17 protein-coding genes and 1 tRNA gene are annotated in these 26,552 nt (G+C 56.6%); 12 read left to right on the forward strand and 6 right to left on the reverse strand.

Translation table 11 applies throughout. The features are described from left to right. The first annotated feature begins 391 nt into the window (after positions 1-391). The 6 genes from aceE (at position 392) to Pla100_RS19020 (ending at position 8,789) form a co-directional block, all read left to right on the forward strand. Positions 392-3,121 carry a pyruvate dehydrogenase (acetyl-transferring), homodimeric type gene (gene aceE / locus Pla100_RS18995; RefSeq protein WP_146579244.1) on the forward strand — a complete coding sequence of 910 codons (2,730 nt, stop codon included), beginning with the start codon at positions 392-394 and terminating at the stop codon, positions 3,119-3,121. A gap of 58 nt (positions 3,122-3,179) precedes the next feature. After that, positions 3,180-4,601 (forward strand): 2-oxo acid dehydrogenase subunit E2, encoded by a 1,422-nt coding sequence (locus Pla100_RS19000; protein ID WP_146579245.1) that lies wholly within the window; start codon positions 3,180-3,182, stop codon positions 4,599-4,601. Positions 4,602-4,752: 151 nt separating this feature from the next. After that, on the forward strand, positions 4,753-5,469 hold the full coding sequence (locus Pla100_RS19005) for a polyprenol monophosphomannose synthase (RefSeq protein WP_231603232.1): 717 nt from the start codon (positions 4,753-4,755) through the stop codon (positions 5,467-5,469). Between the two features lie 283 nt (positions 5,470-5,752). Further along, entirely contained in the window at positions 5,753-7,348 is a 1,596-nt protein-coding gene (locus Pla100_RS19010) for a Na+/H+ antiporter NhaC family protein (RefSeq protein ID WP_146579246.1), read from the forward strand. 208 nt (positions 7,349-7,556) lie between these two features. Further along, positions 7,557-7,643 (forward strand) — tRNA-Ser (locus tag Pla100_RS19015). 45 nt (positions 7,644-7,688) lie between these two features. Further along, complete coding sequence (locus tag Pla100_RS19020; protein ID WP_231603233.1) at positions 7,689-8,789, forward strand: GTP-binding protein; 1,101 nt, start codon at positions 7,689-7,691, stop codon at positions 8,787-8,789. 159 nt (positions 8,790-8,948) lie between these two features. Here Pla100_RS19020 and Pla100_RS19025 read toward each other — a convergent pair whose 3' ends face one another. The 6 genes from Pla100_RS19025 to ndk form a co-directional block, all read right to left on the reverse strand. Beyond that, positions 8,949-9,479 carry a response regulator gene (locus Pla100_RS19025; protein WP_146579247.1) on the reverse strand — a complete coding sequence of 177 codons (531 nt, stop codon included), beginning with the start codon at positions 9,477-9,479 and terminating at the stop codon, positions 8,949-8,951. A 24-nt stretch (positions 9,480-9,503) separates the two neighbouring features. Further along, positions 9,504-9,671: a DUF1328 domain-containing protein gene (locus Pla100_RS19030; RefSeq protein ID WP_146579248.1), complete on the reverse strand. Its 168-nt coding sequence runs from the start codon at positions 9,669-9,671 to the stop codon at positions 9,504-9,506. Positions 9,672-9,992: 321 nt separating this feature from the next. Further along, a complete protein-coding gene (locus Pla100_RS19035; protein WP_146579249.1) occupies positions 9,993-14,552 on the reverse strand; it encodes a beta strand repeat-containing protein in 4,560 nt (1,519 codons plus the stop codon). Between the two features lie 193 nt (positions 14,553-14,745). After that, on the reverse strand, positions 14,746-16,482 hold the full coding sequence (locus Pla100_RS19040) for a BBP7 family outer membrane beta-barrel protein (RefSeq protein WP_146579250.1): 1,737 nt from the start codon (positions 16,480-16,482) through the stop codon (positions 14,746-14,748). A 453-nt stretch (positions 16,483-16,935) separates the two neighbouring features. Further along, on the reverse strand, positions 16,936-17,754 hold the full coding sequence (locus Pla100_RS19050) for a hypothetical protein (RefSeq protein ID WP_146579251.1): 819 nt from the start codon (positions 17,752-17,754) through the stop codon (positions 16,936-16,938). Between the two features lie 54 nt (positions 17,755-17,808). Beyond that, positions 17,809-18,267 carry a nucleoside-diphosphate kinase gene (gene ndk, locus Pla100_RS19055; RefSeq protein ID WP_146579252.1) on the reverse strand — a complete coding sequence of 153 codons (459 nt, stop codon included), beginning with the start codon at positions 18,265-18,267 and terminating at the stop codon, positions 17,809-17,811. Positions 18,268-18,573: 306 nt separating this feature from the next. Between ndk and rpsO the strand changes: the two genes are divergently transcribed. The 6 genes from rpsO (at position 18,574) to Pla100_RS19085 (ending at position 26,491) form a co-directional block, all read left to right on the forward strand. Next, positions 18,574-18,843, forward strand: a complete 270-nt coding sequence (gene rpsO, locus Pla100_RS19060) for a 30S ribosomal protein S15 (protein ID WP_146579253.1) — start codon at positions 18,574-18,576, stop codon at positions 18,841-18,843. Positions 18,844-19,309: 466 nt separating this feature from the next. Then, positions 19,310-21,565: a polyribonucleotide nucleotidyltransferase gene (locus Pla100_RS19065; RefSeq protein ID WP_146579254.1), complete on the forward strand. Its 2,256-nt coding sequence runs from the start codon at positions 19,310-19,312 to the stop codon at positions 21,563-21,565. Positions 21,566-21,974: 409 nt separating this feature from the next. Then, positions 21,975-22,856: a rhomboid family intramembrane serine protease gene (locus tag Pla100_RS19070; RefSeq protein ID WP_146579255.1), complete on the forward strand. Its 882-nt coding sequence runs from the start codon at positions 21,975-21,977 to the stop codon at positions 22,854-22,856. Between the two features lie 10 nt (positions 22,857-22,866). Continuing rightward, a complete protein-coding gene (locus tag Pla100_RS19075) occupies positions 22,867-23,877 on the forward strand; it encodes a sugar phosphate isomerase/epimerase family protein (RefSeq protein WP_231603235.1) in 1,011 nt (336 codons plus the stop codon). Further along, the gene (gene cbiE / locus Pla100_RS19080; protein WP_146579256.1) at positions 23,874-25,169 is read left to right on the forward strand and encodes a precorrin-6y C5,15-methyltransferase (decarboxylating) subunit CbiE; all 1,296 of its coding nucleotides are present in this window, start codon (positions 23,874-23,876) and stop codon (positions 25,167-25,169) included. The genes Pla100_RS19075 and cbiE overlap by 4 nt, the downstream gene beginning before the upstream one ends. Further along, positions 25,169-26,491, forward strand: a complete 1,323-nt coding sequence (locus Pla100_RS19085) for a redoxin family protein (protein ID WP_146579257.1) — start codon at positions 25,169-25,171, stop codon at positions 26,489-26,491. The genes cbiE and Pla100_RS19085 overlap by 1 nt, the downstream gene beginning before the upstream one ends. The last annotated feature ends 61 nt before the right edge of the window (positions 26,492-26,552 follow it).

Here is a 26,552-nt window from a genome sequence, read left to right on the forward strand (position 1 = left end):
TTAGCCTTTTCTAGCATGGTCAAGAGCCTTTCTGAAGATTGTTTTGTTAGTGTCTTTGCGCACCGCTTTCAGGCTGTTTTTGATTCGTTTCAAAAACTTGCGGGGTGCTTTCGTCTTTCAAGTCGCGAGGGCTGACATGATGAGTCCTTCCTAGACTACGGGGCCTATCCAACTTCAGCCGATCTTAGCGTCCTGGCTGGAAAATCGCCCTCCCAATTCTCAAACGTCATCCCAACGCCGATTAGCGTGCCTGCACCCGCCATGAACTCGGGGCCTTTAGATCACTTGTTCTATCTCTACCTGAGCGGCTAAAGTGTGTGGCCTAGAGAATTTCTGACTAAGTTGATTCATTCCATTCGTACTGCGAGGCCGGGGAAAATTCCCGTTTTTGATGTCTGATTCCAAAACCGTCGCCCAGGCCGAAATTTCTCAAAACCTAGGCGAATTGACGCGATCCGTCGACGTGGATGTCGATGCGGCGGAAACCCAGGAATGGCTCGCTTCGCTCGAGTATGTCCTGCAAAGCAAAGGCCCCGAACGCGTCAAGTTTTTGCTCGATCAGCTCCGCGACCGGGCCGCCGAAGAAGGCGTGCCGTTGTCTTCGGACACGTCGACGCCCTACATCAACACCATTTCGCCCAAAGACCAGCCCGCTTATCCCGGTAACCGAGAACTCGAACGACGTATCAAGTCGATCATTCGGTGGAACGCGATGGCGATGGTCGTCCGGGCCAATAAACGCCCCGGCGGCGTCGGCGGTCACATCAGCACCTTCGCTAGTTCGGCGACACTTTACGAAGTCGCCTTCAACCACTTTTTCAAAGGCCGCGGCGAAGACGGCTATTCAGGCGACTCGATCTATTTCCAAGGTCACGCCTCACCGGGGATGTACTCCCGAGCCTATCTGGAAGGACGCCTGAGCGACGAGAATCTCGATAACTTCCGCCGCGAATTGGCTCCCGGCGGAGGCCTATCGAGCTACCCACACCCTTGGTTGATGCCCGGTTTTTGGGAGTATCCGACCGTCTCGATGGGCCTCGGTCCGATCATGGCGATCTATCAAGCTCGATTCAACGAGTACCTCAACGATCGCGGGATCAAGAACACCAAAGGCCAAAAGGTCTGGGCGTTCCTAGGTGACGGCGAATGCGACGAACCGGAAACGCTCGGTGCGATCGGTTTGGCATCCCGCGAAAAACTCGACAATCTGATCTTCGTAATCAACTGCAATCTGCAACGTCTCGACGGCCCCGTCCGCGGCAACGGCAAGATCATCCAAGAACTCGAATCGATCTTCCACGGAGCCGGTTGGAACGTCATCAAAGTCGTTTGGGGCGGCGAGTGGGACGAACTACTCGCTCGCGACACGACGGGGCTGCTCGCCAAACGCATGAACGAAGTCGTCGACGGCCAGTACCAGAAGTACACGTCGATGCCCGGCAGCTACATCCGCGAGCATTTCTTCGGCAAGTACCCCGAACTGCTCGAGCTTGTCAAACATCTCTCCGACGAGAAGCTTGAAAAGATCCGCCGTGGCGGTCATGACCCCGAGAAGGTTTACGCGGCTTACAAACAAGCCGTTGAATCTAACAACGGAAAACCGACCGTGATCTTGGCCAAGACGGTCAAGGGATACGGACTCGGCGAAGCGGGCGAGGGCCGCAACGTGGCCCACAACCAAAAGAAAATGAACGAAGCCGAGCTGCTCGAATTCCGAACCCGGTTCGGGATTCCGATCAGTGACGAGAAAGTCGGCGACGCACCGTTCTACAAACCGCCGGCGAACAGCCAAGAGATGAAGTATCTCCGAGAACGCCGCGCCGCCCTCGGTGGTCCTGTGCCGAGTCGCCCGACGAAACACCCGACGATGGAAGTGCCGTCTCGGGAGGATTTCGCGAAACTGATCAGCAAACTCGAAGACAAGAGCTGCAGCACCACGTTCGCGTGCGTTCAAACCCTGATCGCAATGTGCCGCGATAAGAAGATCGGACAAAACGTCGTGCCGATCGTACCCGACGAGTCCCGCACATTCGGCATGGAAGGCATGTTCCGTCAGTTCGGAATCTATGCCCACGCGGGCCAGTTGTACGAGCCCGCCGACAGCGGCCAGATTTCCTATTACAAGGAAGCTCAAAACGGCCAGATCCTCGAAGAAGGCATCACCGAATGCGGGTCGATGTCGAGCTTCAATGCGGCCGGAACGGCTTACAGCTGTCACGGCATCAACATGATTCCGTTCTATATCTACTACAGCATGTTCGGGTTCCAACGCGTCGGCGATTCGATTTGGGCCGCCGCCGACATGCGAGCCAAAGGATTCTTGGTCGGCGGTACCGCCGGTCGCACAACGCTTAACGGCGAAGGATTGCAACACCAAGACGGACACAGTCTTCTTAACGCGATCGCGTTCCCGACCGTGCGAGCCTATGACCCGGCGTTCGCTTATGAAGTCGCGATCATCGTTCAAGAAGGCTTGGAACGGATGTACGCCAAGGGCGAAGAATGTCTGTACTACATCACCGCCGAGAACGAAGAATACCATCACCCCAAAATGCCCGAAGGATGCGAAGAAGGCATCATCAAGGGGATGTACAAGTTCAACAGTCGCGACGTCGAGGGTGCCAAAGCTCGCGTGCAATTATTCGGCAGCGGTGCGATCCTCAATTGTGCTTTGAAAGCCCAAGAAATTTTGGCCGAGAAGTACAACATCGCTTCGGACGTTTGGAGCGTGACCAGCTACACGTTGTTGCGTCGCGACGCCCACGCCGTCGAACGTTGGAATCGATTGCATCCGACCGAGACGCCGCGCAAGAGTTACCTCGAAGAAGTGCTCGAGGGTGTCGAAGGTCCGTTCATCTCGGCGAGTGATTACGTGCGTGCTCTTGGAGAGCAGTTGACGCCGTGGATCCCGGGTGACTACTACGTGCTCGGCACCGACGGAATGGGACGCAGCGAAACTCGCGCAGCACTCCGTCGGCATTTCGAAGTCGACGCCGAATCGATCACGATCGCAACGCTCGGTCGACTGGTCAAAACCGGCGTCTTCACCAACGAAGACGTCGCCGTGGCGATCAAAGATCTCGACTACGATCCCGACAAAGTTGACCCGTACTTCGCCTAATGTTGGTGGTCACGTTTTTCAATCTACATTCTTCAATCTGAAATCTTAAATCCTTTCCATGCAAGTCAAACTTCCTGAACTCGGCGACGGCATCGAATCCGGCGACGTGCTTGAAATTTTCGTTTCCGTCGGCGACGTGATCACCGAAGGCCAAGACATCGTCGAGATGGAAACGGACAAGGCAACCGTCCCAGTTCCGTCGGACGTAGCCGGCAAGGTGACCAAGATTTCGGTCAGTGAAGGGGACACGGTGCCGGTCGGCGGTGTATTGTTGGAAGTCGAAGCGGAATCCAGGGCGGAAAATTCGACACCGTCGGCTCCCGCTGCCCCCGCAGCGAAAACGCCTGAACCGAAAGCCGAAGCCAAGCCGGAACCAGCCGCTGCACCGGAGCCCGCATCCGAACCTGAACAGGCCTCTGCACCGGAACCAGTTGCCCGAGCTCCCAAACCCGCACCGCCTGCTCCCAAACCGGCCCCGGTTCCAGTGGCGGCACCCGCCGTGTCGGCTGACGCTCAAGAAGCCGCTGGTGCTCCGATCCCGGCCGGGCCGGCGATTCGCCGTTTCGCCCGAGAAACCGGTGTGAATTTGACAACTGTTCACGGTAGCGGCCCGGGCGGACGGATCACTCGCGATGACGTGTTGGCGGTCGTGCGTTCGGCAAGCCAAGCGAAATCGGCATCGGCCGCGCCGAGTGTGGCAAAGACAGCCGCAGCACCCTCGGGGGCAAAGGCGAGCGGTACCAGTTTGCCCGGAACGGCCGACCAAGACGAGTTTGGCCCGATTCGTGTGGAACGGATGAGTAAAATCCGCAAAACCATTGCGGCTCAGATGCACGCGTCGTGGTCCAACGTCCCTCGCGTGACCAACTTCGACGATGCCGACATCACCGATTTGGAACGATTGCGTCAAAGCAGCAAGGAAGATTACGCGGCACAGGGGTTGAAGCTGACCACGATGCCGTTCTTGATCAAGGCCGTCGCCACGGCGCTGCGTCATCATCCGTCGATGAACGCCATCATCGATTCTGAAAACGAACAAATCATCTACAAGGATTACGTCAACATCGGCATCGCCGTGGACACCGACCGTGGTTTGGTCGTCCCGGTTCTGAAGGACGCCGATCGGATGGGCATTCCGGACATCACTCGCGGACTGGCCGAGACCGCCGGAAAAGTCCGTGGCGGGCAGTTCGCCGTTAGCGATTTGAAAGGTGGTACGTTCACGATCAGTAATCTCGGTGCGATCGGTGGTCAGTACAGCACACCGATCGTGAACATTCCGGAAGTCGCCATTTTGCTAGTCGGTCGATCTCGCAAGTTGCCCGTCGTGATGCCCGACGATTCGATCGTTCCTCGCTTGATGATGCCTCTGAGCCTTTCGTATGACCATCGTTTGGTCGACGGCGGTACGGCGGCGCGTTTCCTCAACGACGTGATCGGTTACTTAGAAGCTCCCAGTCGCTTGTTGTTGGCTTTGTAGAGCCGTTGCGAAAGTCGCCAAGGCTTTCGGTAATTCGACCGGGATTGACTGAAAATCTTGGTGAGTTTCACTGCCGAATTGCCGGGTCTACGCCGAAGCGGCTTCGACCCAGCCTACTTTTTTCCTCTTACTCGAAGCCACGGACGGACCTTTGCGAATCTTGGTGGCGGTTTGCACGTACAACGAAGCCGACAACATCCATGAGGTCTTAACGCGAATCATCACCGCGGTGCCCGAAGCAGATGTGTTGGTCGTCGATGACGATTCACCTGACCAAACATCCGAACTTGTCGAGCAGTTCTCGCGATCTTGCGACGGCCAACACACGGTACGCTGTCTCGTTCGTCACGAACGGGGCTTAGGTGGCGCGATTCGACAAGCGATGAAGGTCGCCGTCGAGGAACGTTACGATTTGTTCTGCAATCTCGATGCGGATCTCTCACACGACCCAGCCGATCTGCCCGGGTTGATTGATCTGATCGCATCGGCGAAAGTGGATATCGCCGTCGGCTCTCGTTATGTTCCTGGCGGCGATATCGTGGGCTGGCCGATGCATCGCAAGTGGATGAGCCGTACGATCAACGCGGTCGCCCGACGAAAGTTGGGATTGCCGGTCAACGACGCAAGTGGCTCGTTCCGATGTTATCGCGTTTCCAGATTGGCCGAATTGGATCTCGATGCGGAATCTTCCGATGGATACTCGTTCCTGCAAGAGGTCCTCTTGCGTTTGCATCGATCCGGCGCGACGATGGCTGAACTGCCGATTAGGTTCACCGAACGCATTGCCGGCGATAGTAAATTGAATTTTCGCGAAGCCATCCGATCCGGCTGGACGGTGTTTCGATTAGGTGCAAGCGATTCGAAATAAGGCGGCTCAAGTAGGCTACCAAGTAGGCTGGGTGGAGGAGGCTTTGCGACGAACACCCGGCAATTTGGAAGGGGTTTGATCGGACTGATTCGTCAGATCAGTCATATCAGACCGATCTTTTTGAACGCGTACGGCTGAGCTGCCGGGTCTTCGCTGTCGCTGCGACCCAGCCTACGATGCGGTTGATTTGCCGGGTCTTCGCTGTCGCTGCGACCCAGCCTACGATACGGCTGACCTGCCGGGTCTCCGCTATCGCTGCGACCCAGCCTACGATGGAACTTCTATGGATTACGGCCTCGCTAGTCTGCTGCCCCCCGCCGCTGCGATCGTTTTGGCGCTCGCGACGCGGAGAGTGCTTTTGCCGTTGGCTTTGGGGATTTTGGTTGCGGCCGGACAATTGAGCGACGGGTCGGTCGTGAGCGACCGGCTTGTTAACGCAGGTAGCCTGTTCTTCATGGCGATCTATGAATCTGTTGTCGACACCGATCACTTGATGGTGCTGGCGTTCACGTTGACGCTCGGGGCGATGGTCGGTGTGATGGAAACGACAGGGACGATGCGGGCGGCGATCTCGATGATGGCATCGAAGGTGATCGACACCCGCGGTGGCCAAACCTTGATCGCCGTTACCGGACTGGCGGTATTCTTTGATGACTATGCCAATACGTTATTGGTCGGCGGAACGATGCGGACGACCGCCGACCGGCTCGGGATCTCGCGAGCCAAACTGGCTTATCTGGTCGATTCAACCGCCGCGCCCGTTGCCGGACTGGCGATCGTCAGCACATGGGTTGCGACCGAGATCAGCTACCTGCAATCCGGCATCGATGCCTCGACCAGCGGTGTCGGACTGAACGCGTTCGAGTTTTTTATCGCTAGCATTCCGTATCGTTTCTATCCTTGGTTGGCCATCGGGTTGGTCTTCATGATCGCGCGAACCGGACGCGACTTTGGCCCCATGCGACGGGAGGAATTGAAATCGCGTGAGGCATCTCGTCAATCAGTGAAGAAGCCTGATGCGGAATCGTTCGCCTCGGCATCGTGTTGGCAAACGTTACTTTCCGCCACTTTGCCGGTGTTGATTTGTTTGTTCGCCGTACTTGCAACTTTGTTAGTGACTGGCATGAGTTCGCTCGAACCGACCGACCTTCGATCAGATCGTCAACCGTCCGCCATGAACCTCATCCGGGACGCAGGCACCTTGATCGGTTCGGGCAATTCATATCTAGCGTTGGTAATCGGCGGCACGACAGGGTTGTTCGCTTCGCTGGCGATCGGTGCAGGTTGGAGTCGCTGTGGTGGGCGAACGTTATTGCAGGGAGTTTGGAACGGTTGTGGGCAAATGATGCCGGCGATGGCGGTTTTGTGGTTGGCGTGGGCGTTGTCGGCGATGACCGATCGGCTCGACACCGGAGGATACTTGTCGAGTTTACTGACGGACCGCTTGGATCCACGATGGTTGCCCACGTGTGTGTTCGTTTTGGCCGGAGCGATCGCGTTTTCGACCGGAACGAGTTGGGGGACGATGGCGATTTTGACGCCGATCGCCGTTGGGCTTGTTTTGGATATGCAATCAGCTGCCGGGGTCGTGTCGGTCGCCTCCGACCCGATCGCGTTGGCAACATTTAGCAGCGTCCTCGCGGGAGCGATTTTCGGGGACCATTGCTCACCGATCTCCGACACGACAGTGCTGTCGAGCCGCGCGAGTGGTTGCGATCACGTCGTTCACGTGACCACACAAATGCCCTATGCGATCTTAGCTGGGTTTGCCTGTATCGTAACGGGAACCATTCCGATCGCCTTTGGGGTGCCCGTGTGGTTGTGCCTGATCGCGGGACTGGTGTTGATGTACGCCGTGTTGCGTCTGATTGGTGACTAGTAGTCTGGGACAGCTAAAAGTTAGGGTAGTGGATCTTGTTAAAGATCCTGTAGCGGCAGGATCTTTAACAAGATCCACTACAGCCAACCTATTTTTTTGCTGTAACAGAACGCTATGTGGGTGAAGTCTCGTTTTGCCGTAACAAGTCGTAAGGGACTTTCCGACCTTCGGCGGGCAGTTTAGACTGGGCGTTCGCGACGGCGATACCGGATGGGTGTCCGAGTGGTCGAAGGATCCAGTCTTGAAAACTGGCGTAGGGGTAACTCTACCGTGGGTTCGAATCCCACCCCATCCGCTCTTTTTCCTTATAACTTGAACCGACGCAGGGCAGGAATCCACGATGTCCGAACCGATCCATTTCGTGATGCTCGGTGGGTTTCTTGGCGCGGGCAAGACGACATTGATTTCCAAATTGGCCAAGCGTTATCAGGCCGACGGCAAGCATGTGTGCGTCGTGACCAATGACCAAGCCGCCGGCCTCGTTGATACGCATCTGCTCCAGAGTCAAGGCATCGAGGTCAACGAAGTCGCCGGATCTTGTTTTTGCTGCAACTTCCATGGTCTCACCGACGCGATGACCGAGTTCGAAACGCGTCGTCGCCCAGACGTTATATTGGCTGAACCGGTTGGAAGTTGCACAGATTTGATGGCGACCATCGCGATGCCACTGATGCAGCGGATGGGCGAACAATTCACTCACAGCCCGTACGCCGTCATCCTCAAGCCGAGCCACGGGCTGCGGATTCTGTCTGGGAGCGGAGGCGGCTTTTCGGCCAAAGCGGAATACATTTTTCGTAAACAGATCGAAGAAGCCGAAGTCGTTTTGATCAATCGAATCGACGAATTGACATCCGACCAAGTCGATGAATTGGCAGGTTATCTGGCCGAGCAGTATCCGGCCAAGCGTATCGTACGGGTTTCCGCCAAGACGGACGAGAATCTGGATGAAGTGTATTCGATCGTCCAAAGTCGATCCGAAGCGCCCGCCGCGATGATGGAGGTCGACTACGACGTTTACGCCGAAGGCGAGGCTGAATTGGGATGGCTCAACGCATCACTGACTCTTGTCGCGACGAATCCCTACTCGCTTGATGAAATGACTATGTCGTTGGTTGAGCTGATTCGGAAAGCGCTGTTGTCCAAAGATGCCGAGCCCGCACACTTGAAAGTGCTTTCGTCGACCGGCGGACACGTGAGCGTCGCCAATTTGGTCAGCAGTGAATCGCCCGCGATCCTATCGATGGAGTCAGGTGAATCAACGTCGCAAGCGAGCGTTATTGTTAACGCTCGAGTTTGCATGTCGCCGGATACGTTACGCCCGTTGGTGGAGGAGGTACTGGAACAGATCGCTGATCGTTTCCATGCTGTGATGACAGTCGAGCGGATCGAAGCGTTTCGTCCAGGTCGGCCTGTACCGACCTATCGAGTAACGGCGAGCTAAGCATCGCGTGAACATTAAGTGGTGGCGACTTTCAGTCGCCAAACCCTGAAACGTCGACTGAAAGTCGACGCCACGTTAAGAATCCATCACTTATTGTTCACGCGATGCTAACGCATTTTTCCGCTGCATTCGTCGGGTAGCGAAACTCGAATTCTACCTTCACATCTCTCGGTCGATATCGGCAACGTGTCGTAAGAGTCGCTGCAATGTCGGCGAGACTCGGGTTTCATTTTGCGTTTCGCACTGTCGATGATTGATCCAAAACTCTCGGCCGTGAACGCCTGAGACGATCACTTCCAAAATCACCGGTAAGGTTGAGTTCTTTTCGAGTGGCTTGATCAACAACCCATCGCCACCGAGCTTTTGGACGGCGCCTTCGACGTCGCGGTCATCAAGGCTTGTCATCACCAAAACTGGAGTCGTAGCAATTCGCTGGTCTGGCGAATTTCGGATCCGTTGAAGCAATTCCAAGCCGGAGCATTGCGGCATCTCAATATCGGTAATCAACAGATCCACATCAAGGGACTGCAGACGTTCCCAGGCGACGTGGCCATCACTGGCCGATTCGCATTGGAGCCCGCAGTCGCGAAGCCAGCGCGAAAGCACCCGATGGGTGGATCGCACGTCATCGGCGATGAGACAACGATTGGCACGGCGAGCGTCAGCCGTACGTGGTTGGGGCTCGGCCATGAACGCGTTTCCTGTTTCCTAAGTCTAAACCGAACGACTGCGTCGACCGAAAATGAGACTAATCAGAAACAGGACGACAAACACGACGAATAGGATTTGAGCGATTGTGGAAGCTCCACCGGCGATCCCACCGAAGCCAAGGAGACCGGCGATCAGAGCGATAACGAAAAAGACGGCTGCCCAGTAAAGCATTTTTTTATTCCTCGAAGAGTGGCATTGGCGATCGCCGCATGCGATCGTCCGAACAACTCAAGGGGAATGCATTTCACATGCCAATGGCGTACAGAGAACCCTCAGAGAATAAAAAAAGCCCGGTCCTCCCCCCGAAGGACCGAGCTTGTTTTGTGGTACCGCGATCACTCGCTGGACCACTCATTCGTCCGACTCCCGTTAGTGCAAAGTGATTGGGATGATCGTTTTGTCGCAGACCGAAGCATCACCGGCTCCCGAGCGGTCGCGAACGATCATCCGAGGCACCTCGATCGAGGAGTCGAACGATGGATCGATGGATGTTTACAAAATGCAGAGCTTATAGCTGAGGAACGGCACCAGCGCGAAATCATTCTCCGGTGCTGTGGTCCCGCCTGCACCGCCAACGATCACCTGGATCGTTTCGTTGGCTGCGTCAGCCGGGGTCGCCGAGGGGCCGGCCGTTTCCAGACCGTCGTTGAAGTACTCTGGCAAGGTCAGGCGTTGAACGTTGTAAGTCCCCGCAATCAGGTCATCAAATTGATAGACACCATTGGCGTCGGTGGTGGTTCGACGTCCGGCGGCTCCGAGATCACCGCCGGTCAGTAACAATTCAATGCCCGCGAGCGGGTTATCCATGCCATTGAGGATGCCGTCATTGTTGAAGTCGCGGAAGATCGTTCCCGACAATTCATTGATGGCTTGGTCGATGGCAGTGGTTGCGGTAGCCGAGTTGTCGCTTGAGTTGGTTTCGGCGGTGCTTGTCGTAACATTGACGGTGTTGACCTGCGAGGCGATGGTGCCCGCGTTGACGCTCGCGACGATCGTAAATTGGAACGAACCTCCCGATGCGAGTGTTCCTCCGTTGACGGTCACGGTTTGTCCGGTTGCCGAGAGTGCCGCACCTCCGGGACCGACGCCGCTGACAAACGTTACACCGGCAGGCAGCGTATCAACGGCGGTGACATTGGCCGCCGGGGACGGGCCATCATTGTTGACGATCACCGTGTAGGTCAATTGCGAACCTGCCTGAGCCGTCGCGATATCGACGCTCTTGCTGACCCTTACATTGGCTTGAGGCGTGACGGTAACGACGGCTGACGCTGAGTTATTGTTCGTATCGGTTTCACCAGCGGCAGTGACGAAAGAAACATTATTGGTCAGCGGACCGTTTGCATCATCATTCACCGAAGCGGTGATCGTGTAGGTTTGTGTTGCACCAGGTGCCAAGTCGAACGCGGGGAAAACTAACGTGCCATTGGTGTTGGTCGGAGTCACAGCGGCCCCCGCGGCCGTTGCGGACGTGAATGTCAACCCGGCAGGCAAAACATCTGTCAAGACCACGTTCGTGGCCCGAGAGGGACTCTGCCCGTTGTCCGCTTCGGTTCCGTCATCGTCGGTGTCGTGCGAAACCACGATCGTGTAGGTCACGTTGTCGAGTGGTCCGACGGTGGTGTTTCCGGTCACGGCCTTGCTAACGACCAAGTCGAATTGCGGTGTTAGGGTGATTGTGGCGGTGTCGGAATTATTGGCCGTATCGAGTTCGGTCACACCGGGAACCACCACCGAGGCGGAGTTCACGATGGTGCCAGTGGCGTCGTTGTTGATGTCGGCGGTTACCGTGAAGGTGCGAGTTTCACCTACCGGGATCGAGGCGTATTCGACCAGCAAAGCCCGAGTAGTCGTGTTGAAGTTTTGGTTGGTGATTCCGGTCCCGGTGATCGTAACGCCGGTTAAACCGGCCGGCAGAGTATCGGTCACGTCAACGTTGATCGCGTCGGAAAGACTGTCGGTGTCGTGGCTCACGGTGAACGTGTAGACAACTTGATCTTGTCCTGGTACCGCAGTGGTCGGGGCGACAGTCTTGTCCAAGATCAAGTCGATTCGTGGGTCGGGGTCGATCGAGACCGTGCCGGTGTTATTGGTCGAGTCGGACTCGGGGTCGGTCGAACTGATGGTTGCCGTGTTGGCGATCGGATCGAACTGGTTCGAAGCAACTTGAACTTCAAATGTGAACGTTCGTGATTCACCGACACCAAGGTCGGGAAGGTTGAACGTTAAAGCTTGTCCGGTCGGTGGCACCAGGGTCGCGCCACTGGTTCCCGCATCGAAACTACCGGCAACGAGTGTCAGCGATCCGTTGAGCGTGTCGGTCACCTGGACCCCGCGAGCGACCGAAGGTCCGGAGTTGGTTGCCGTGATTTGGTAAGTCACGAAGCCGCCCGCAGAAATGCTAAAGGGATCTGTCGAGTCGATGATATCGTCGGTGTCATCGCCGTCGGTGCGATCATCAGGTGTTCGTGTGCTTAGAACCGTTTTGGTCACGGTAACGTCCGTCAAGCGGGTCACTGCAGTGTCATCGGTCGCAGTGGCGTCGGGAGCGTTGTCCGCTGTTACGGTGACTGAGTTGCCCAGCGGCGAGTCTCCATCGGCCAAGTCTGGATCGACGTCGACGATGATCGTGAATGTTTCATCTTCGCCAGGTGCAAGGCTGCCCAAGACAGCGCGGATTTTACCATCGTCTGCACCGCCAACTACCGGATCAACCGTACCGGTGCCGTCAGTGAACGTGCCAGAAACGAACGTCGTGCCCACCGGCAACGTGTCCAACGCGACCACGTTGGCCGCCGCGTCGGCACCGGCATCATTGGTGACGGTGATCGTGTACGTGATTTGAGTTCCCGCTGCCGTCGTTGTCAGCGAGTCAGTCTTGGTGACCGAGATATCGGCGAACGGAATATCAACTGTTTCCAGCGCGATGTTGTTCTCGAGCGCTCCGTCGAGCGGATCGCCGGGATTGCGGTCGGCAGGTACGGTGTCGATGTTGGCTTCGACTTGGAATCCGCTGACTTGCGCTTCGTTAATCGGATCTGAGGAGATTGCTCCGTCGATAGTCGCAGTAACGGTGAAGGTCGCCGACGCGCCAGCGGCAAGACTACCGACATTGAACGATTGAGCCGGTCGTCCGCCGATCGTGCTGGTGGTGAAGGAAACCGGATCGGGAACGCTGTCTTGAACGCTCGTGATCGTCAATCCGACCGGCGCGAAGTCATCGACGACCACATTGGTGGCCTCATTAAGACCGAGGTTCGAAACCGTGATCGTGAAGACGGCAGTGCCACCTGGCTGCAGCGTGCTGGCGCCGGCGTTAATCGTCTTGTCAATTCGCAGATCAACCTCCGGCAAGACGCCAAAGTCCACCGTCGTATTGGTATTGCCGGTCGTCGGTTCCCCACCGATCGTTAATGTGATCGGACCGCTGACGAAACCCACACCGGCAACCAACGAGCCGTCATTGTCATTGTCGGCATCGTCATCGGTGACACCGACGGGCGTGTCGACGCTACTGCCACGGAAGCCGACCAAAGGTTCGCCGGTCGTGAATTCACTCTCCGGGATCACAACGAAGTAGGTGCCCGGTCCGAGCGGATCAGCACCCACGGTGTCAAAGAGATAGGATCCCGGGTTTGCGCCGCCAGCAGGATCGACGGTCGTCGTGGCGATCGGGGTTGCGCCCACACCGCTTGGATCGGTGTCGTACAAATGCACTTCGATTTCGTTGCCGCCTGTTGCTAGGAAAACTGGCTCGCCAGCATCCAATAGACCGTTGTCTTGTTCGGCTTGATCAACGCCACCACCGTTGTCGACGAACACTTCTCCGCCCAGGAACAGCGGCACTGTCGCGGCCGAGTTTGCAACGGTTTCGTTGGAACGTCGTGATTCCAGAATGCTGACGCTGAAGTCCAAGCCGAACGTGACTAAGTCGCTGTCGAGCGAGGCCTCAATCGCCCCAACGTCACTGAAGTCGGCTCCCGTTCCGCCGCCCAATCCATCCTCGTCACCAACGATGAAGGCGGTGAATGGAACAAAAATTTCCGCCGGGTTTGGATCGGCCAGATTGTTCGGAAGGTCGATCGTGGCAGTCGAGAAATTGGCGCCGTCGGTGTAGATCGTCACGATCAAAGCATCTGCGATGATGTTGTCGGCGCGAATCGCCAGCATCAATCCGGCTGCCGCGTCGCCGTCGTTGAGGCTGACCCCGTTGGCGCCGCCGTTGCGAAGTCCGATCGGATCAAGGACCAGTCCCGCACCGTCCGCGTCGATCCCGTCGTACTGAACCAGGAACGAGGCGCGAACGTCCGATCCGACGTCCAACGACAACCGATTGGTGACTGCCGAAACACTGAGATCGGCGCTGGCGTTGCCTGGATCGTTGTGCCCGAGCACCACCACTTCAACGTCGCGTTCTTGCCCAAGAACGTTGCTTCCCACACCGAGGTCGCCACTCGAATCAGTCGCCGTTCCGACCACCGATTGACTGATCGGTTGCCCCGGTTGAGCGGTCGTGAAGCCGTCGACGGTTTGCTGTACCACGCCTGTATCGTCAGTGACTTGAGCGCCTACGTCGCCCGAAAGCTGAACACCGGTCAGAACCGCTCCGCCTGAATCCTGAACCCCACCGACTCCCGCAGCGAAACGTAAAATGTAAAACCCATCGTCTGTCGCGACGATCGGAAGCGTTGGTGTGTCAACGTCATTGCCGTCGAGGTTGTTGAACGTGTAAACACCGTCGGGACCCGTTGTCATCGTCCCCACGAACGTTTCGCCCGCGTCGAATTGACCGTTCTGCACCACGTCGTCGAGGTACAGTTCGACCTCGACGTTTTGCAGTCGTGTTTCTCCCGCGTCAACAACACCGTCACCATCGGCGTCGATGTACGCGATCCCGGTGATTGACCCCATGTCGGCCGCGAGCAGTTCTCGTTTCTGCAACGACTCCAAACGCAAACCGCGAGAACGCTTGCCGCGATTGGGATGACCGCTGGCACGTTTGGAAGGACGATCGAAACCGATCAGACGGTCGAGGATGCGTTGAAATTTCATCTGGGTGATACCTTGGAAAGGTAAATGTTCGACGGGTGGGAGCTTTTCCGGACTGCATTGGATGCCGTTGCCGGAAAAATGGTTTCATCAAAACCAAACGCCACGATTGCTCTCTTCGGTGTAATCGGCGTTTTCGTTACAGTCCGTGAGGTCCAACCGGCGAAAAACGTGCGGTCGGCCCAAGCGATTCAAATTACCAGCGGTAATCCAGCCCGAAGCTCAGTCCTTGAGCCCAATAGTCGGTATTGTCGAACGCGAACCGGGGGAACACCCGATCGGTTGGCGTGGGGGCGTTGGAATTGGGGATCTGATCTTGATCAACGATCCGTTCGATCTGGTCACCAGGCCGGACGACATTGGACCAATACAAGAATGTGTAACCAAACGTCGCTTTGAGCTGGTCTGTCAATTGATACCCAAGCTTGAGGTTCAATTCAGGGATGATCGAGAACTCGTCGCGTTCGTAGGTACCGATATTTGAGTTCAGTGCAAGAAGCCCGCCCGAAACAGCGGGTGCCGTTCCGTTGACCACTGTGTCGCCAGCAATGCGAACCTGCTGGTTGGTGTTACCAGCGGCCAAACGCAGCCCGATGTCAAAGTTCCAGTAGTCGATCGAGCGGGTGTGGAACCAGCCCACGTCAATTCCGTTGAACTGATTGCGAGTCCGGAAACTCTCATTGAGCACGAACGACAAGGCGGGGTTGGGGGTTTGATCGATAAGCACGCTACTGTTGATGGCGATGCCCTCGTCCAGCTCGACTTGACGGAAACCGAAGCGGTGTTCACTGCGGGTACACCAAGCGGTCGGGCAACCGCAGGGACCGGTGCAAGCACATCCGGATTGGCCACGAGTGAAGTGACGGACATATAAATCCCATCCGCTCAATTCACTGTTAACGTCGATATTGAGCGACCCGTTGTGGTCTCGGGTCGGATCGTTGACCAATGCGACGGCTTCTTCCAAATCACCCAATGCGGTCGGGTCGGCGAGATTAGGAAGTACCGTAATGATCGGTCGGACCAATGTCGAATTGTCGTTGCCTCCGGAGAAGCCTTCGGTCTCTCGATCGAGCCCAAAGAACCCGGCGCCGATCCCCCACGTGTGGCAGTTATCGAACCAGAATCCAAAATCGAATCGATAGCCGTCCATGCGACCGTCAAGCACTTCGTCGTCTCCGTACAAAACCGTTCCGTTGGCAAGCGGGGCGCGATCGGAAAGGCGACCGGTCGAGGCCAGCGGTGGCAGGTCCATTCCATCTTGCCACCACATCAGATATTCGGCTGAGAACCAGCCGTCTTGCGGCCAGCAAATCGTGACACAGGGACGCAAAGTGTCGCAATCTCGGTATTCGCCACACATGGGGTCGCCATTGCAACAGTTTCCCGTCGAGCAACCGATTCCGTCGCATCCGCCCATCGAGATTCCGCAGGTACCGTGGCAACCACCGACACCGCAACCGCAACCCATGGGCATCGCGTCGCAGCCGCCGTCATGAATGGGGTCGAAGTAGATTTCGCCGTCCAGCGGGACGCTTTCTTGAACCACAGGATGGGATATGATCGAAGCCGATGCGGGGCGAGCCGACACCGGCTTGCGAGCCGAAGGCATCGGACGGACCGATGCCGTCTTGGTCGGGGTCGGCCTTTCGACCGTCGTTCGGGTGGATGCCGGTTGGGCGAGTGTGGGCTCTTGATGATCGACCAAGCGAACCTGTGTGGACTGCGGACGACGTTTAATCGTCGTTTGCGATAGATCGCGAACAGGTTGCCAGGACGCCCGGGCGGCATTCTCTAAGTCACCCGAGTTTGGCCGATCTTGTCTGTTCGTTTGGGCTTGGACGTTTGGGCTCACGGTGATCACCGCCAGGGCGATGATCGCACCCAGAGTAATTCGGAATCGTTTGGTCAGTAGGTTCGACACAGTCGTCATCCAGCAGATGAAAGTCGGGGGGGAAAATGATTCGCGGACCAGTTTCACGACCTTCGTAAAAGTCGTTGCCCCGGCCAAGAATCATTGGCTCACCAGCGATATCGTCGAACTGGAAGAAGAAACTCAAAGCAAAATCGTTAAAATCCGAAAAATCGGCAAAGATCCCCCAGGCAGGAGAGCCGGTACAACCGGCAAAGTTTGCCAAGGCGGTCGGCGATTGGCGGTTGGCGGTTGGCGGTTGGCGGTTGCGCGTAGGCTGGGTGGAGGAGGCTTTGCGACGAACACCCGGCGGGGAGTGAAGAATGAAGAATGAAGAATGAAGAATGAAGAGTGAAGAGTGAAGAGTGAAGAGTGAAGAGATCGGTCGGATCGTCGATCGACGGGAAACTGGGAACCGCAAGGACTTGCCGGGTCTCCGCCGAAGCGGCTGCGACCCAGCCTACTCCCAGCTCGCTACTCGCTACTCGTCGCTTCTGGCGCTGGTTCCGGCTCGACCGCGTCTTCCTTGCTCTTCTTGCGGCTTTTTCGCTCGGGTTTGGGGGGGGTTTCGCCGAAGACGCGATCGGTCGTCACGACGATTCGTTCGGCCTTCACTTTCGTGTCGTCGGGGGGTTGATAGAAACCGGTGACGGTGACCAAGTCGCCGGGTTGGGCGAGAGCCAAACTGTTGGCGCGGATCTCGACCTTGGCGTCCGGCGCAACCATCGTCTGCACTGGGACCTTACCGGCTTGAACGGCCAGTTCGCCATTGGGCCCGAGCATCATCAAACTGCCGATCACGTAAACTTTACCCGTCATGGGACCTTGATTGGGTTTAGCGTGACGGTCGGCGGAGTTGACTCCTGGCGTGAATCGCATTTTTTGACTGTTGGCGATCAAGCTCATGTTCACCGGCGCGATGATCTCGATCTTGTCGACAGGCGTCAGTGGCATACCGGTCGGACCTAACGTGGTTGTGAACCGCACGGGCATCCCGCGACGAAGATACGCTGGCAAGGCCGGGGCAACGAACTCCAGGGCGTTCAGTTCGTCGGGGAACATCACAAAGCACTCGACGTCGTCTTCGCGGGTCACGGTCAGAATATTGCCCCGCACGCCGTTCAGCTTGCCTTTAAACTCAGTGACCTCGTTCGCTGGTGCGTTGGGATTGGCACCGCCACCAAATCCGCCGGCCGGGTATGCCTGGGCCAAAAGCGGCGACTCGGCCGCCGCACCGGCGACGACCGCTAAGGCGGTCACTAATAGAAAACGAACGATGCGAGTCAGCGGCATTGCCTGGGTTCCCCAACGTGGAAAATCATGAAACGAGGTTCCACGTATGTTAACTCATTCGTCGTCCGCACGCATGAACGGAGTTAAGTTCATCGAGTATTCGCAGAATTCGTTGGGCTGGAAATACAGGTTTAGTTCCCGCTCGGCCGATTCAGGCGAATCACTCGCGTGGACCAAATTCATCTGGCGACTGCTGCTGAAGTCGCCGCGGATCGTTCCGGGAGCGGCTTTGAGCCCGTTGGTGGCCCCGAGCATGTCGCGAACGACGGTGATCGCTTCGAGTCCTTCGAGAGCTACCGCGACGACCGGTGCCGAGGTGATGAAATCCTCGAGCGATTGATAAAAAGGTTTTTCGACGTGCTCGGCGTAATGTTGGCGCGACAATTCGGGCGTGACTTGGATCATCTTCAGTCCGACGATCTGCAGCCCTTTGGCTTCAAAACGAGACAAGATTTCGCCGATCAAGCGGCGTTGGACGCAATCGGGCTTGAGCAGAATCAACGAGCGTTGCATGGAGGTTGGGTTTGGGTGGGAGGAAACGGGGAAACAGGGAAACAGGGAAGTCGATCGAAGAAAACCATTCGAAAGGATGCGGAAAAGATAGCCAACTGAACCGTGTTTTCAAAGCCGGGCGATGGCTGGCCGATGGCCCGATGCCCTCCTGCCGACACGAAATGCACCCCCATCGGGAAAATCCCTCCCGTAAAATGCGATTTGACGTTGCGTTCGTATGGGGGGCCGCTAAACTTCCCGGCTTGCAACGAATCCGTTAGATTTCTCAATTCAGATATTGAAACAAAGAAGGAACAGTTTTTCGGTATGACGATCTCGAAAGAACGCAAGAACGAAGTGGTCGGCGAGTACGGCTCGACCCAAAACGATACCGGATCACCCGAAGTTCAGATCGCGATTCTGACCGAGCGGATCAACGGATTGACCGAGCACATGCGGACCCACCGCAAAGATTACGCTTCACGGCGTGGTTTGTTGGGTTTGGTGTCGCGTCGCCGTCGACTGCTGGACTATGTCCGTGGTCAAGACCCGCAGCGTTATCTGGATATCATCGGTAAGCTCGGTATCCGTAAGTAATTGAAGGTCTCGGTGGTGTGTCGGCGGTGGCCACAACCACCCGACGCGGACAACCACCGGGTATTTCCCCCGGATGGGACCAGATTGGTTAAATCAGGAAAAAATTCATGTCAACGTCGCTCAATCATTGAGCGGCTTCACGTCCACGCGAGTGCCCCGGCATCGACGCTAGACATAACGGTAGACTCGACGGCAAGGCCGACTCGAGCATCGGACGTCTTTCTTGGTGCATCCGCTGGTGGAGGCGTCACGGTGTTTCTCGAACCGTGTCGCATAACTCTCGCTCCAACGCCCGCCGCGTCGATCGCTATCGGAATTTTGGTCGCAAGGAAACAAGAATGTTTGTTGACCAGACCCCCGGTACCTTTGATCGACTTCCGATCGCGTGTTGGAGTTCGGGATTGTCGGCGGAATCGTCCGTCATTTTGTTGTTTGTAGGAAAATAGAAAAGAAAATTGAGGTAGTTGTGAGTGTTCACAAAATTCGCGTAGAGCGAAAAATCGGCGATCAAATCATGTCCCTGGAAACAGGTCATATCGCCAAACAGGCCGCCGGCAGCGTGTTGGTGCAGTACGGAGAAACGGTGGTCTTGGTCGCGGCCGCTTCCGGCGCCGCCCGACCTGGTATCGACTTCTTTCCACTCATGTGTGACTACCGCGAGCGGCTCGCCGCAGCGGGTAAATTCCCCGGTGGTTTCTTGAAACGAGAAGGCCGCCCGAGTACCAAGGAAACCTTGACCGCTCGCTTGATGGACCGCCCGATCCGACCGTTGTGGCCGAAGGGGTTCAATGACGAAGTCCAAATTCAAGCCTTCGTGATGGCCAGTGACATGCAAAACGATGGCGACGTGCTCGCCATGAACGGTGCTGCGGCAGCACTGCATTGCAGCCCATTGCCATTCAAGGGGCCTTTGGGCAGCGTTCGTGTTGGCAAAGTCGATGGCAAGTTGATCGCCTTCCCGACTTACGATCAACTCGAAGAATCGGAACTCGATATGATCGTCAGCGGCGATCATGACACCGTCTGCATGATCGAAGGCTTCGCCAACGAAATGCCTGAAGACGAGATGATGGAAGCGATCATGTTCGCACACAAGGTGATCCAAGATTGCATCGCGTTGCAGAACGAGTTGTATGAAAAAGTGAACCCGCAAAAGGTTCCCTTCGTCGAGCCCGAAGACGATGGCTTGTTCGACCGACTCAACAACGCGTACTACAGCGATTTCAAATCGGCTCAACAAACATCCGGCAAGCAAGACCGCGCCGATGCCGTGCGTGCTCTTCGCGATCGCGCGATGTCGGAAGTCATTCCCGATCCGTCGGCTGACGGTGCGATCTGCGTCAATCGTTTCAAGACGGTTTGGCATGACCTCGAAGAAAAGGTCGTTCGCGACTTGATCAGCGCCGGAACCCGCCCCGACGGCCGCGATCGCAAATCGCTACGTGCGATTCACTGCGAAACGGACCTACTACCCCGCGTTCACGGCTCGGCGTTGTTCCAACGCGGCGAGACTCAAGCCCTGATCACGATCGCTTTGGGAACGAGCCGCGACGAACAACGCGTCGACGGTCTGCAAGAAGAATTCAGCAAGAAGTTCATGCTGGACTATAACTTCCCGTCGTTTTCGGTCGGCGAATGCCGCCCGATCCGCGGCCCCGGTCGTCGTGAAATCGGCCACGGTGCCTTGGCCGAACGCAGCGTCGCGCCGGTTCTGCCGCCCGCCGATGCGTTCCCTTACACGATCCGTGTGATCAGCGACATCACCGAATCCAACGGCTCTTCGTCGATGGCGTCGGTTTGCGGAGCAACGCTCGGCCTGATGGCTTCGGGCGTTCCGATCAGCAACCCGGTTGCCGGTATTTCGGTCGGCCTGGTGCAAAACTCTCCCGACGATTGGCACTTGTTGACCGATATTTTGGGAACCGAAGACCACTTCGGCGACATGGACTTCAAAATCGCGGGAACCCAAAACGGGATCACCGGAATTCAATTGGATCTCAAGATCACCGGTGTGAGCGAAGAAATCATTCGCGCGACGCTCAAGCAATCTCGCGAAGCCCGGATCGAAATCCTCAAGAAGATGTTGACGGCGATTCCTCGTCCGCGTCGTGAAATTTCGCCGACCGCACCTCGCTTGCTCCGCACGAAGATCGATCCGTCCAAGATCGGTGCTCTGATCGGCCCCGGCGGCAAGAACATCCGTGGTATCCAAGAGTCGACCGGCGCGGTCATCGAAGTCGATGACGACGGCACCGTCTTGGTCGCTTCGAGCAATAAAGAATCCGCTCAAGAAGCGATGAAGCAAGTCGAAGCCTGCACGGCGACCGTCCAGATCGGCAAGATCTACGACGGCATCGTCAGTAGCATCAAGGAATTCGGCGCGTTCGTCGAAATCATGCCGGGCCGCGACGGACTCGTCCACATCAGTGAAATGAGTGGCGGTTACATCAGTAGCCTGGATCGCGTGATCGCCGTCGGCGACGAGATGAAAGTCTTGGTCATCGACGTTGATGAACACGATCGCGTCAAACTGAGCCGTCGCCGTGCACTCGAAGAACTCGGCGTCGAAGACCCCTTGGCCGCCGAACTGGAAGAAGCCGGTGGCGATCGTGGCGGAGACGGCGATGCTGATGGCGATGACCGACCGCGTCGTCGACGTGGCGGCGGGCGTGGACGTGGTCCCCGCAGTGGCGGCGACCGTGGTGGCCGTTCACGCGATTGATCCAAGACGATAACGTTTGATTGATTTGACGCCGGCCCGGAGTTCACACTCCGGGCCGGTTTTTTGGAACGCAAACGTATCGATCGCGTTGGGGCGGCAACAAGGCTTGCCAACGTGTTGATTTAATCTGCATCGTAACCCGAAGCGTGAGCGAGGGATGAGTTAATATCAATGATCCCTCGCTTACGCTTCGGGTTACGAAAAAAACGCAACTTCAAAAAGCGTGAGTGAGGGATGAGTCAATATCAATGATCCCTCGCTCACGCTTCGGGTTACGATTAAATCAACAGCCCCTGGTGCCATCGGCTGACAAGAAAACGCCATGATTAGAAACAAGCGTGACGATCATGGATCGTCGGCGTATTAGATCGGTAATGTTGAATCGGCAATCTTTCATCGGTAACGGAACATGGGCATAAACGATCGCGACTATGGTCGCGCCGAACGGACACCGTGGGATCGGATCGAGAACCCGCGTAGCGTGTTGGTGATCTTGATCGTCATCAACGTGGCGTTTTTTATTGGACAACACCTCTTTAAGTACGACGAACTGCTTGCGGTTTCGCCGGGATCGTTGCTGCGCCCTTGGCTATGGTTTCAAACGCTGACATATGGCTTTCTACACGACACTGATAAAATCTGGCACCTCGCGTTTAACATGTTCGTGTTGTACATCTTCGGTAAACCAGTCGAACAACGACTTGGTGGGCCTGAGTTCCTTAAGGTCTACCTGATCTCAATTATCTTCGGCGGTTTCGTCGCCATGCTCGTGCCCTGGTTGGTCGGACTGGCGACCGGAAGTCCGGTTAATCTTTCGGGCATCACGCTCGGGGCCAGCGGCGGGGTGACAACGGCATTGATCCTGTTTGCGTGTTACTACCCACATCAAGAAATTCGGTTGATGTTTGTCTTTCCGGTGAAAGCGTGGGTGGTTGCGTGCGGAATCGTTGTCATGGATATGTTCGGCGCGACGGGACTGTCCGGCGGCACGACCGCCTACGAAGTGCACCTCGCCGGGGCCTTGTTCGGTTACTTGTATTTCCGGCGTCACTGGCGGTTCGATTGGCTGGATTTTTCCGGGTTGAGCGAACTTCCCGACCGGATTCGCTCCCGTTCGCGGCGGACTCGGTTAAAATTGCATGACCCTGAGCGGAAAATTCGAGCCGAAGCCGAAGAAGCGGATCGGATTTTGGCTAAAATTCATGAGTCCGGCGAAGCCAGTTTGACGTCGGCCGAACGCAAGACTCTCGAACGTTACAGTCGTCGGCAACGTCAAAAACGCGAACAGTAAACAAGATCGAATGCTCTCCAACGAAATCCAGTCCGCCATGAACGCCTCCTTCAATCGGCGTCACGCCGCGAAACTTGTGGCCGCCGGGTCGCTGGCCGCTTACTTCAACCGAGTCACCCACGCCGACGACTTGGCAACCGACTCGCCTCCCGACGCGGACGCCGCGCCGAGCGAGCAAGGTCAACCGGCCCCGAAAGCCGAGCTGCCGTATTTTGACCGGATCGGGTTGCAGCTTTACACGCTTCGCAATCAAATGGCCGACGCCCCTCAAGCAACGCTCGAAGCAGTCGCCAAGGCGGGTTATTTCCAAGTCGAACTGATGAACATCGACGAGGACGCGGTCAAGATCGCCTCCATGGCCCGCGATGCCGGGCTGGCAATCCACAGCGGCTTCTTGGACTTCAACGTCATCACCGAGCCGGGCAAGGACGGCGTGGCCTCGATCGAGCAGGTCTTGGACTTGGCCGAACGGATCGGGTTGCGACACGTCGTATTTGGTTACATCGCGAAGCATCAACGCGACACCGCCGACAAATGCCGAGCGATCGCGGATCGTGCCAACGATGCGGCGAGAAAAACCCGTGAAGCGGGAATGCGAATGTGCTACCACAACCATTCGTTCGAGTTCCAGAAGTTCGCCGGTGACAACAGCGATCAACCGTTAACCGCGTTTGATCTTTTTGTTGAACGGTTTGACCCGCATCAGTTGGAGTTCGAACTCGATGTGTTTTGGGTCAAAGTCGGTGGCCATGATCCGCTGGCAATGATGAAACGACTCGCCGGTCGCATCAGCCAAGTGCATTTGAAAGACATGCAGCAGGGAACACCGGTGATCACGGACGAAGGTCAAGTTCCCGACGACGCGTTTCAGGAACTCGGCGACGGTGTAATCAATATCCCCGCCGTCGTTCGATTGGCCCGCGAGATCGGCGTCGAACAATGCCACGTCGAGCAAGACCAATCACCTGCGCCGCTTGAAAGCATTGTGCAGAGCTACCAGTATTTGCAAGGCAAAGCATGAACCGAGATGGAGAACGTTCAGGTGCAAGCAGTGGTAATTCGCAGTCCTCGTCAGCGACGGTACAAATCGTCGGCATCGGTGACGACGGCTACGGTGGGCTGACGGGTCTGGCCCGCACTCGAATCGCGGATGCCAAACGCCTGCTCGGCACTGCCCCACTTCTGAAACAAATCCCACCCACCGATGGCGAGCGCATCGTCGTCGCCGGGGACTTGGAGTCGCTCCGTCGCACCATCGAAGTGCTGCCCCAAGATGGCTACAGCAGCGTCTTGTTGGCCAGCGGCGATCCGCTTTTTTATGGCATCACTCGTTTTCTAATCGAATCGCTGGGCAAGGATCTTTTCGAAGTCGTCCCGCACGTTTCGACGATGCAACTCGCTTTTGCTCGGGTGAAGGAGAGTTGGGACGATGCTTACCTGACGTCGCTCGCGACCGAGTCGCTCGACCGTGTCGTCGATCAAATTCGCACGGCCGAACGGGTCGGCTTGTTCACGACCGAGGAAGCTTCCCCGTCAGTCGTGGCCTCGTCATTGTTGGATCGCCGCATTGATTACTTCACCGCTTTCGTATGTGAAAACCTGGGCACTCCTGCCGAGACGGTAACGCAAGCTTCGTTGAAAAGCATCGTCGGCCAGACATTCTCGCCGCTCAATGTGATGGTGCTCGTTCGTAAGCACGGATCCGCCGATCAACCTGATACATCGCGGCCCAAACGCATCTTCGGGAATCCCGACGAGACTTATCTGCAGTCGCGACCCAAACGCGGTTTGATCACACCGCAAGAAGTCCGCTGTATCGCACTCGCGGAACTTGCCATCCAGCGTGACTCGGTGGTCTGGGACGTCGGCGCGGGCAGCGGTTCACTCGCGATCGAGGCGGCCAATCTTGCGACATCGGGACAGGTTTACGCGATCGAAATGGATGCCGAAGACTACGGCTTGATGCTGCAAAACGCATCGGCGATGAACGCCAAAACTTTGATCCCCGTCCACGGACGGGCTCCTGAAGCGTTCGCCGACTTGCCCGATCCCGATGCGATTTTTGTCGGCGGTAGCGGTCGGTTCATACCCGATTTAACACTCGCGGCCGCCAAGCGACTCAAGCGAACAGGTCATATCGTCGTCAATGTTAACAGCCTGGACAATCTCACGACCGTCCAACAGGTCCTTGATGATCAAGGACTACGATGTGACGTTCGCATGATCAACATCGCTCGCGGTTGCTACCAGTTGCAACGGGTTCGATTCGAATCGCTCAACCCCACCTTCCTCGTTTTTGCGCACCGTGATTGATGAGTTTTTGGAATCGTTTACCGCTAAAGGTCATCTTGCCCCTGTGTGCAGCGTGGTTATTTTCGCCGACGCCACATTTGATTCATGGTCAAGATGAAACGCCCAATCCCGATAAGGAAGCGTTCGAAGCGTCCGATGAGGTGAAGTCGATTCTCGTGCCTCTGTTTTCGCAGATTTCGAAAGCGGACATGTCCCGCGCCAAGGTCGAATTGGCTGTCGAGACGGTAATGAACGGCGAGATCGTGTCGAAGGAAGAGTCGACGTTTCAGATCGCGTCCAAGTATCCCGCGAGTTACACGATTTATTACAAATCCGCTGAAGATCGCATGCGGATTTTTTCCGATGGGCAACTGAGCACCGTCGCGATGTCACCGGAGGCTTTTTTCGAACTTCCTGATGTGCTGGATTGCCAAGCCGTGGTGCGGTCGTCGCCGATCACCTTGGGTCCCTATCCCGAACCGATGCTCGCGCTAACCATGGCGGGAGTCGATCCGGCGCTCACGTTTCTTAGCGGCATGAACTCAGTCGACGTGATCGGCCCCACCAAGTTTCGAGGTCGTACCGATTCGATCCGCCTGCGTGGGCAACAGGACGACGGTGTCACGTGGGACTTTTGGGTGACCGACGATGCACAACATCGCCCCTTGCGGTTGTTGATCAACCTGACGCCGATGCTGGTCGCCACCGGGCAAGTGAGGGTTCCACAAGGCTATGAACTTTCCCTGCGATATGATTTTGTTTCGTGGCGTATCACGGGGGAAGTCGATGAGAATCTGTTTCGGTTTTCCGCTGACCAAGAAGCGACAAAGTACGCTTCGTTGGAAGACTACAACAAAAAGAAAGAGCTCAAGCTCGGCCACCACCCGCTGCTCGGAAAATCCGTGCCGGCTTATACATTGCGGATGCTCGACGGAAGCGAACTTTCATCGGAAGAGTTGAAAGACAAGATTGTTGTTTTGGATTTCTGGGCGACGTGGTGTACCCCGTGCATGAAAGCGATGCCCGTCATCGCCAAGACGGTCAACTCGTACGCGGATCAAGACGTCGTGTTTTTCGCCGTGAACGTCGGCGAGAACGCGAACCTCGTCAAAGGTTTCGCCGAAGAACAAGATTGGGGCGTCGATGTCGCCGTGGATCCCCAAGGTGACATGATCGAAGCACTCTCAGCGAAGCGAATCCCGCTGACGCTGGTGATCGGTAAAGGTGGTGTTGTCGAAGCCGCCCACGTCGGATACCCCGGCCCCGAAGCACTCGCCCAACGATTCAAAGACGAACTCGACGTACTCGTCCAAGGAGGCCGCATCGCCAGTTCGAAAGAGTAAGCTGCTTTTGTAATTCTTGTAGGCTGGGTCGTAGCGATAGCGAAGACCCGGCATCCGCCAA

Origin of the sequence: Neorhodopirellula pilleata, assembly GCF_007859915.1 — a bacterium.
Lineage (GTDB): Bacteria > Planctomycetota > Planctomycetia > Pirellulales > Pirellulaceae > Rhodopirellula > Rhodopirellula pilleata.

Coding starts and splice junctions, on each gene's coding strand:
- aceE (WP_146579244.1), top strand. CDS start 392: ATGTCTGATTCCAAAACCGTCGCCCAGGCCGAAATTTCTCAAAACCTA.
- Pla100_RS19000 (WP_146579245.1), top strand. CDS start 3,180: ATGCAAGTCAAACTTCCTGAACTCGGCGACGGCATCGAATCCGGCGAC.
- Pla100_RS19010 (WP_146579246.1), top strand. CDS start 5,753: ATGGATTACGGCCTCGCTAGTCTGCTGCCCCCCGCCGCTGCGATCGTT.
- Pla100_RS19020 (WP_231603233.1), top strand. CDS start 7,689: ATGTCCGAACCGATCCATTTCGTGATGCTCGGTGGGTTTCTTGGCGCG.
- Pla100_RS19025 (WP_146579247.1), bottom strand. CDS start 9,479: ATGGCCGAGCCCCAACCACGTACGGCTGACGCTCGCCGTGCCAATCGT.
- Pla100_RS19030 (WP_146579248.1), bottom strand. CDS start 9,671: ATGCTTTACTGGGCAGCCGTCTTTTTCGTTATCGCTCTGATCGCCGGT.
- Pla100_RS19035 (WP_146579249.1), bottom strand. CDS start 14,552: ATGAAATTTCAACGCATCCTCGACCGTCTGATCGGTTTCGATCGTCCT.
- Pla100_RS19040 (WP_146579250.1), bottom strand. CDS start 16,482: ATGACGACTGTGTCGAACCTACTGACCAAACGATTCCGAATTACTCTG.
- Pla100_RS19050 (WP_146579251.1), bottom strand. CDS start 17,754: ATGCCGCTGACTCGCATCGTTCGTTTTCTATTAGTGACCGCCTTAGCG.
- ndk (WP_146579252.1), bottom strand. CDS start 18,267: ATGCAACGCTCGTTGATTCTGCTCAAGCCCGATTGCGTCCAACGCCGC.
- rpsO (WP_146579253.1), top strand. CDS start 18,574: ATGACGATCTCGAAAGAACGCAAGAACGAAGTGGTCGGCGAGTACGGC.
- Pla100_RS19070 (WP_146579255.1), top strand. CDS start 21,975: ATGGGCATAAACGATCGCGACTATGGTCGCGCCGAACGGACACCGTGG.
- Pla100_RS19075 (WP_231603235.1), top strand. CDS start 22,867: ATGCTCTCCAACGAAATCCAGTCCGCCATGAACGCCTCCTTCAATCGG.
- cbiE (WP_146579256.1), top strand. CDS start 23,874: ATGAACCGAGATGGAGAACGTTCAGGTGCAAGCAGTGGTAATTCGCAG.
- Pla100_RS19085 (WP_146579257.1), top strand. CDS start 25,169: ATGAGTTTTTGGAATCGTTTACCGCTAAAGGTCATCTTGCCCCTGTGT.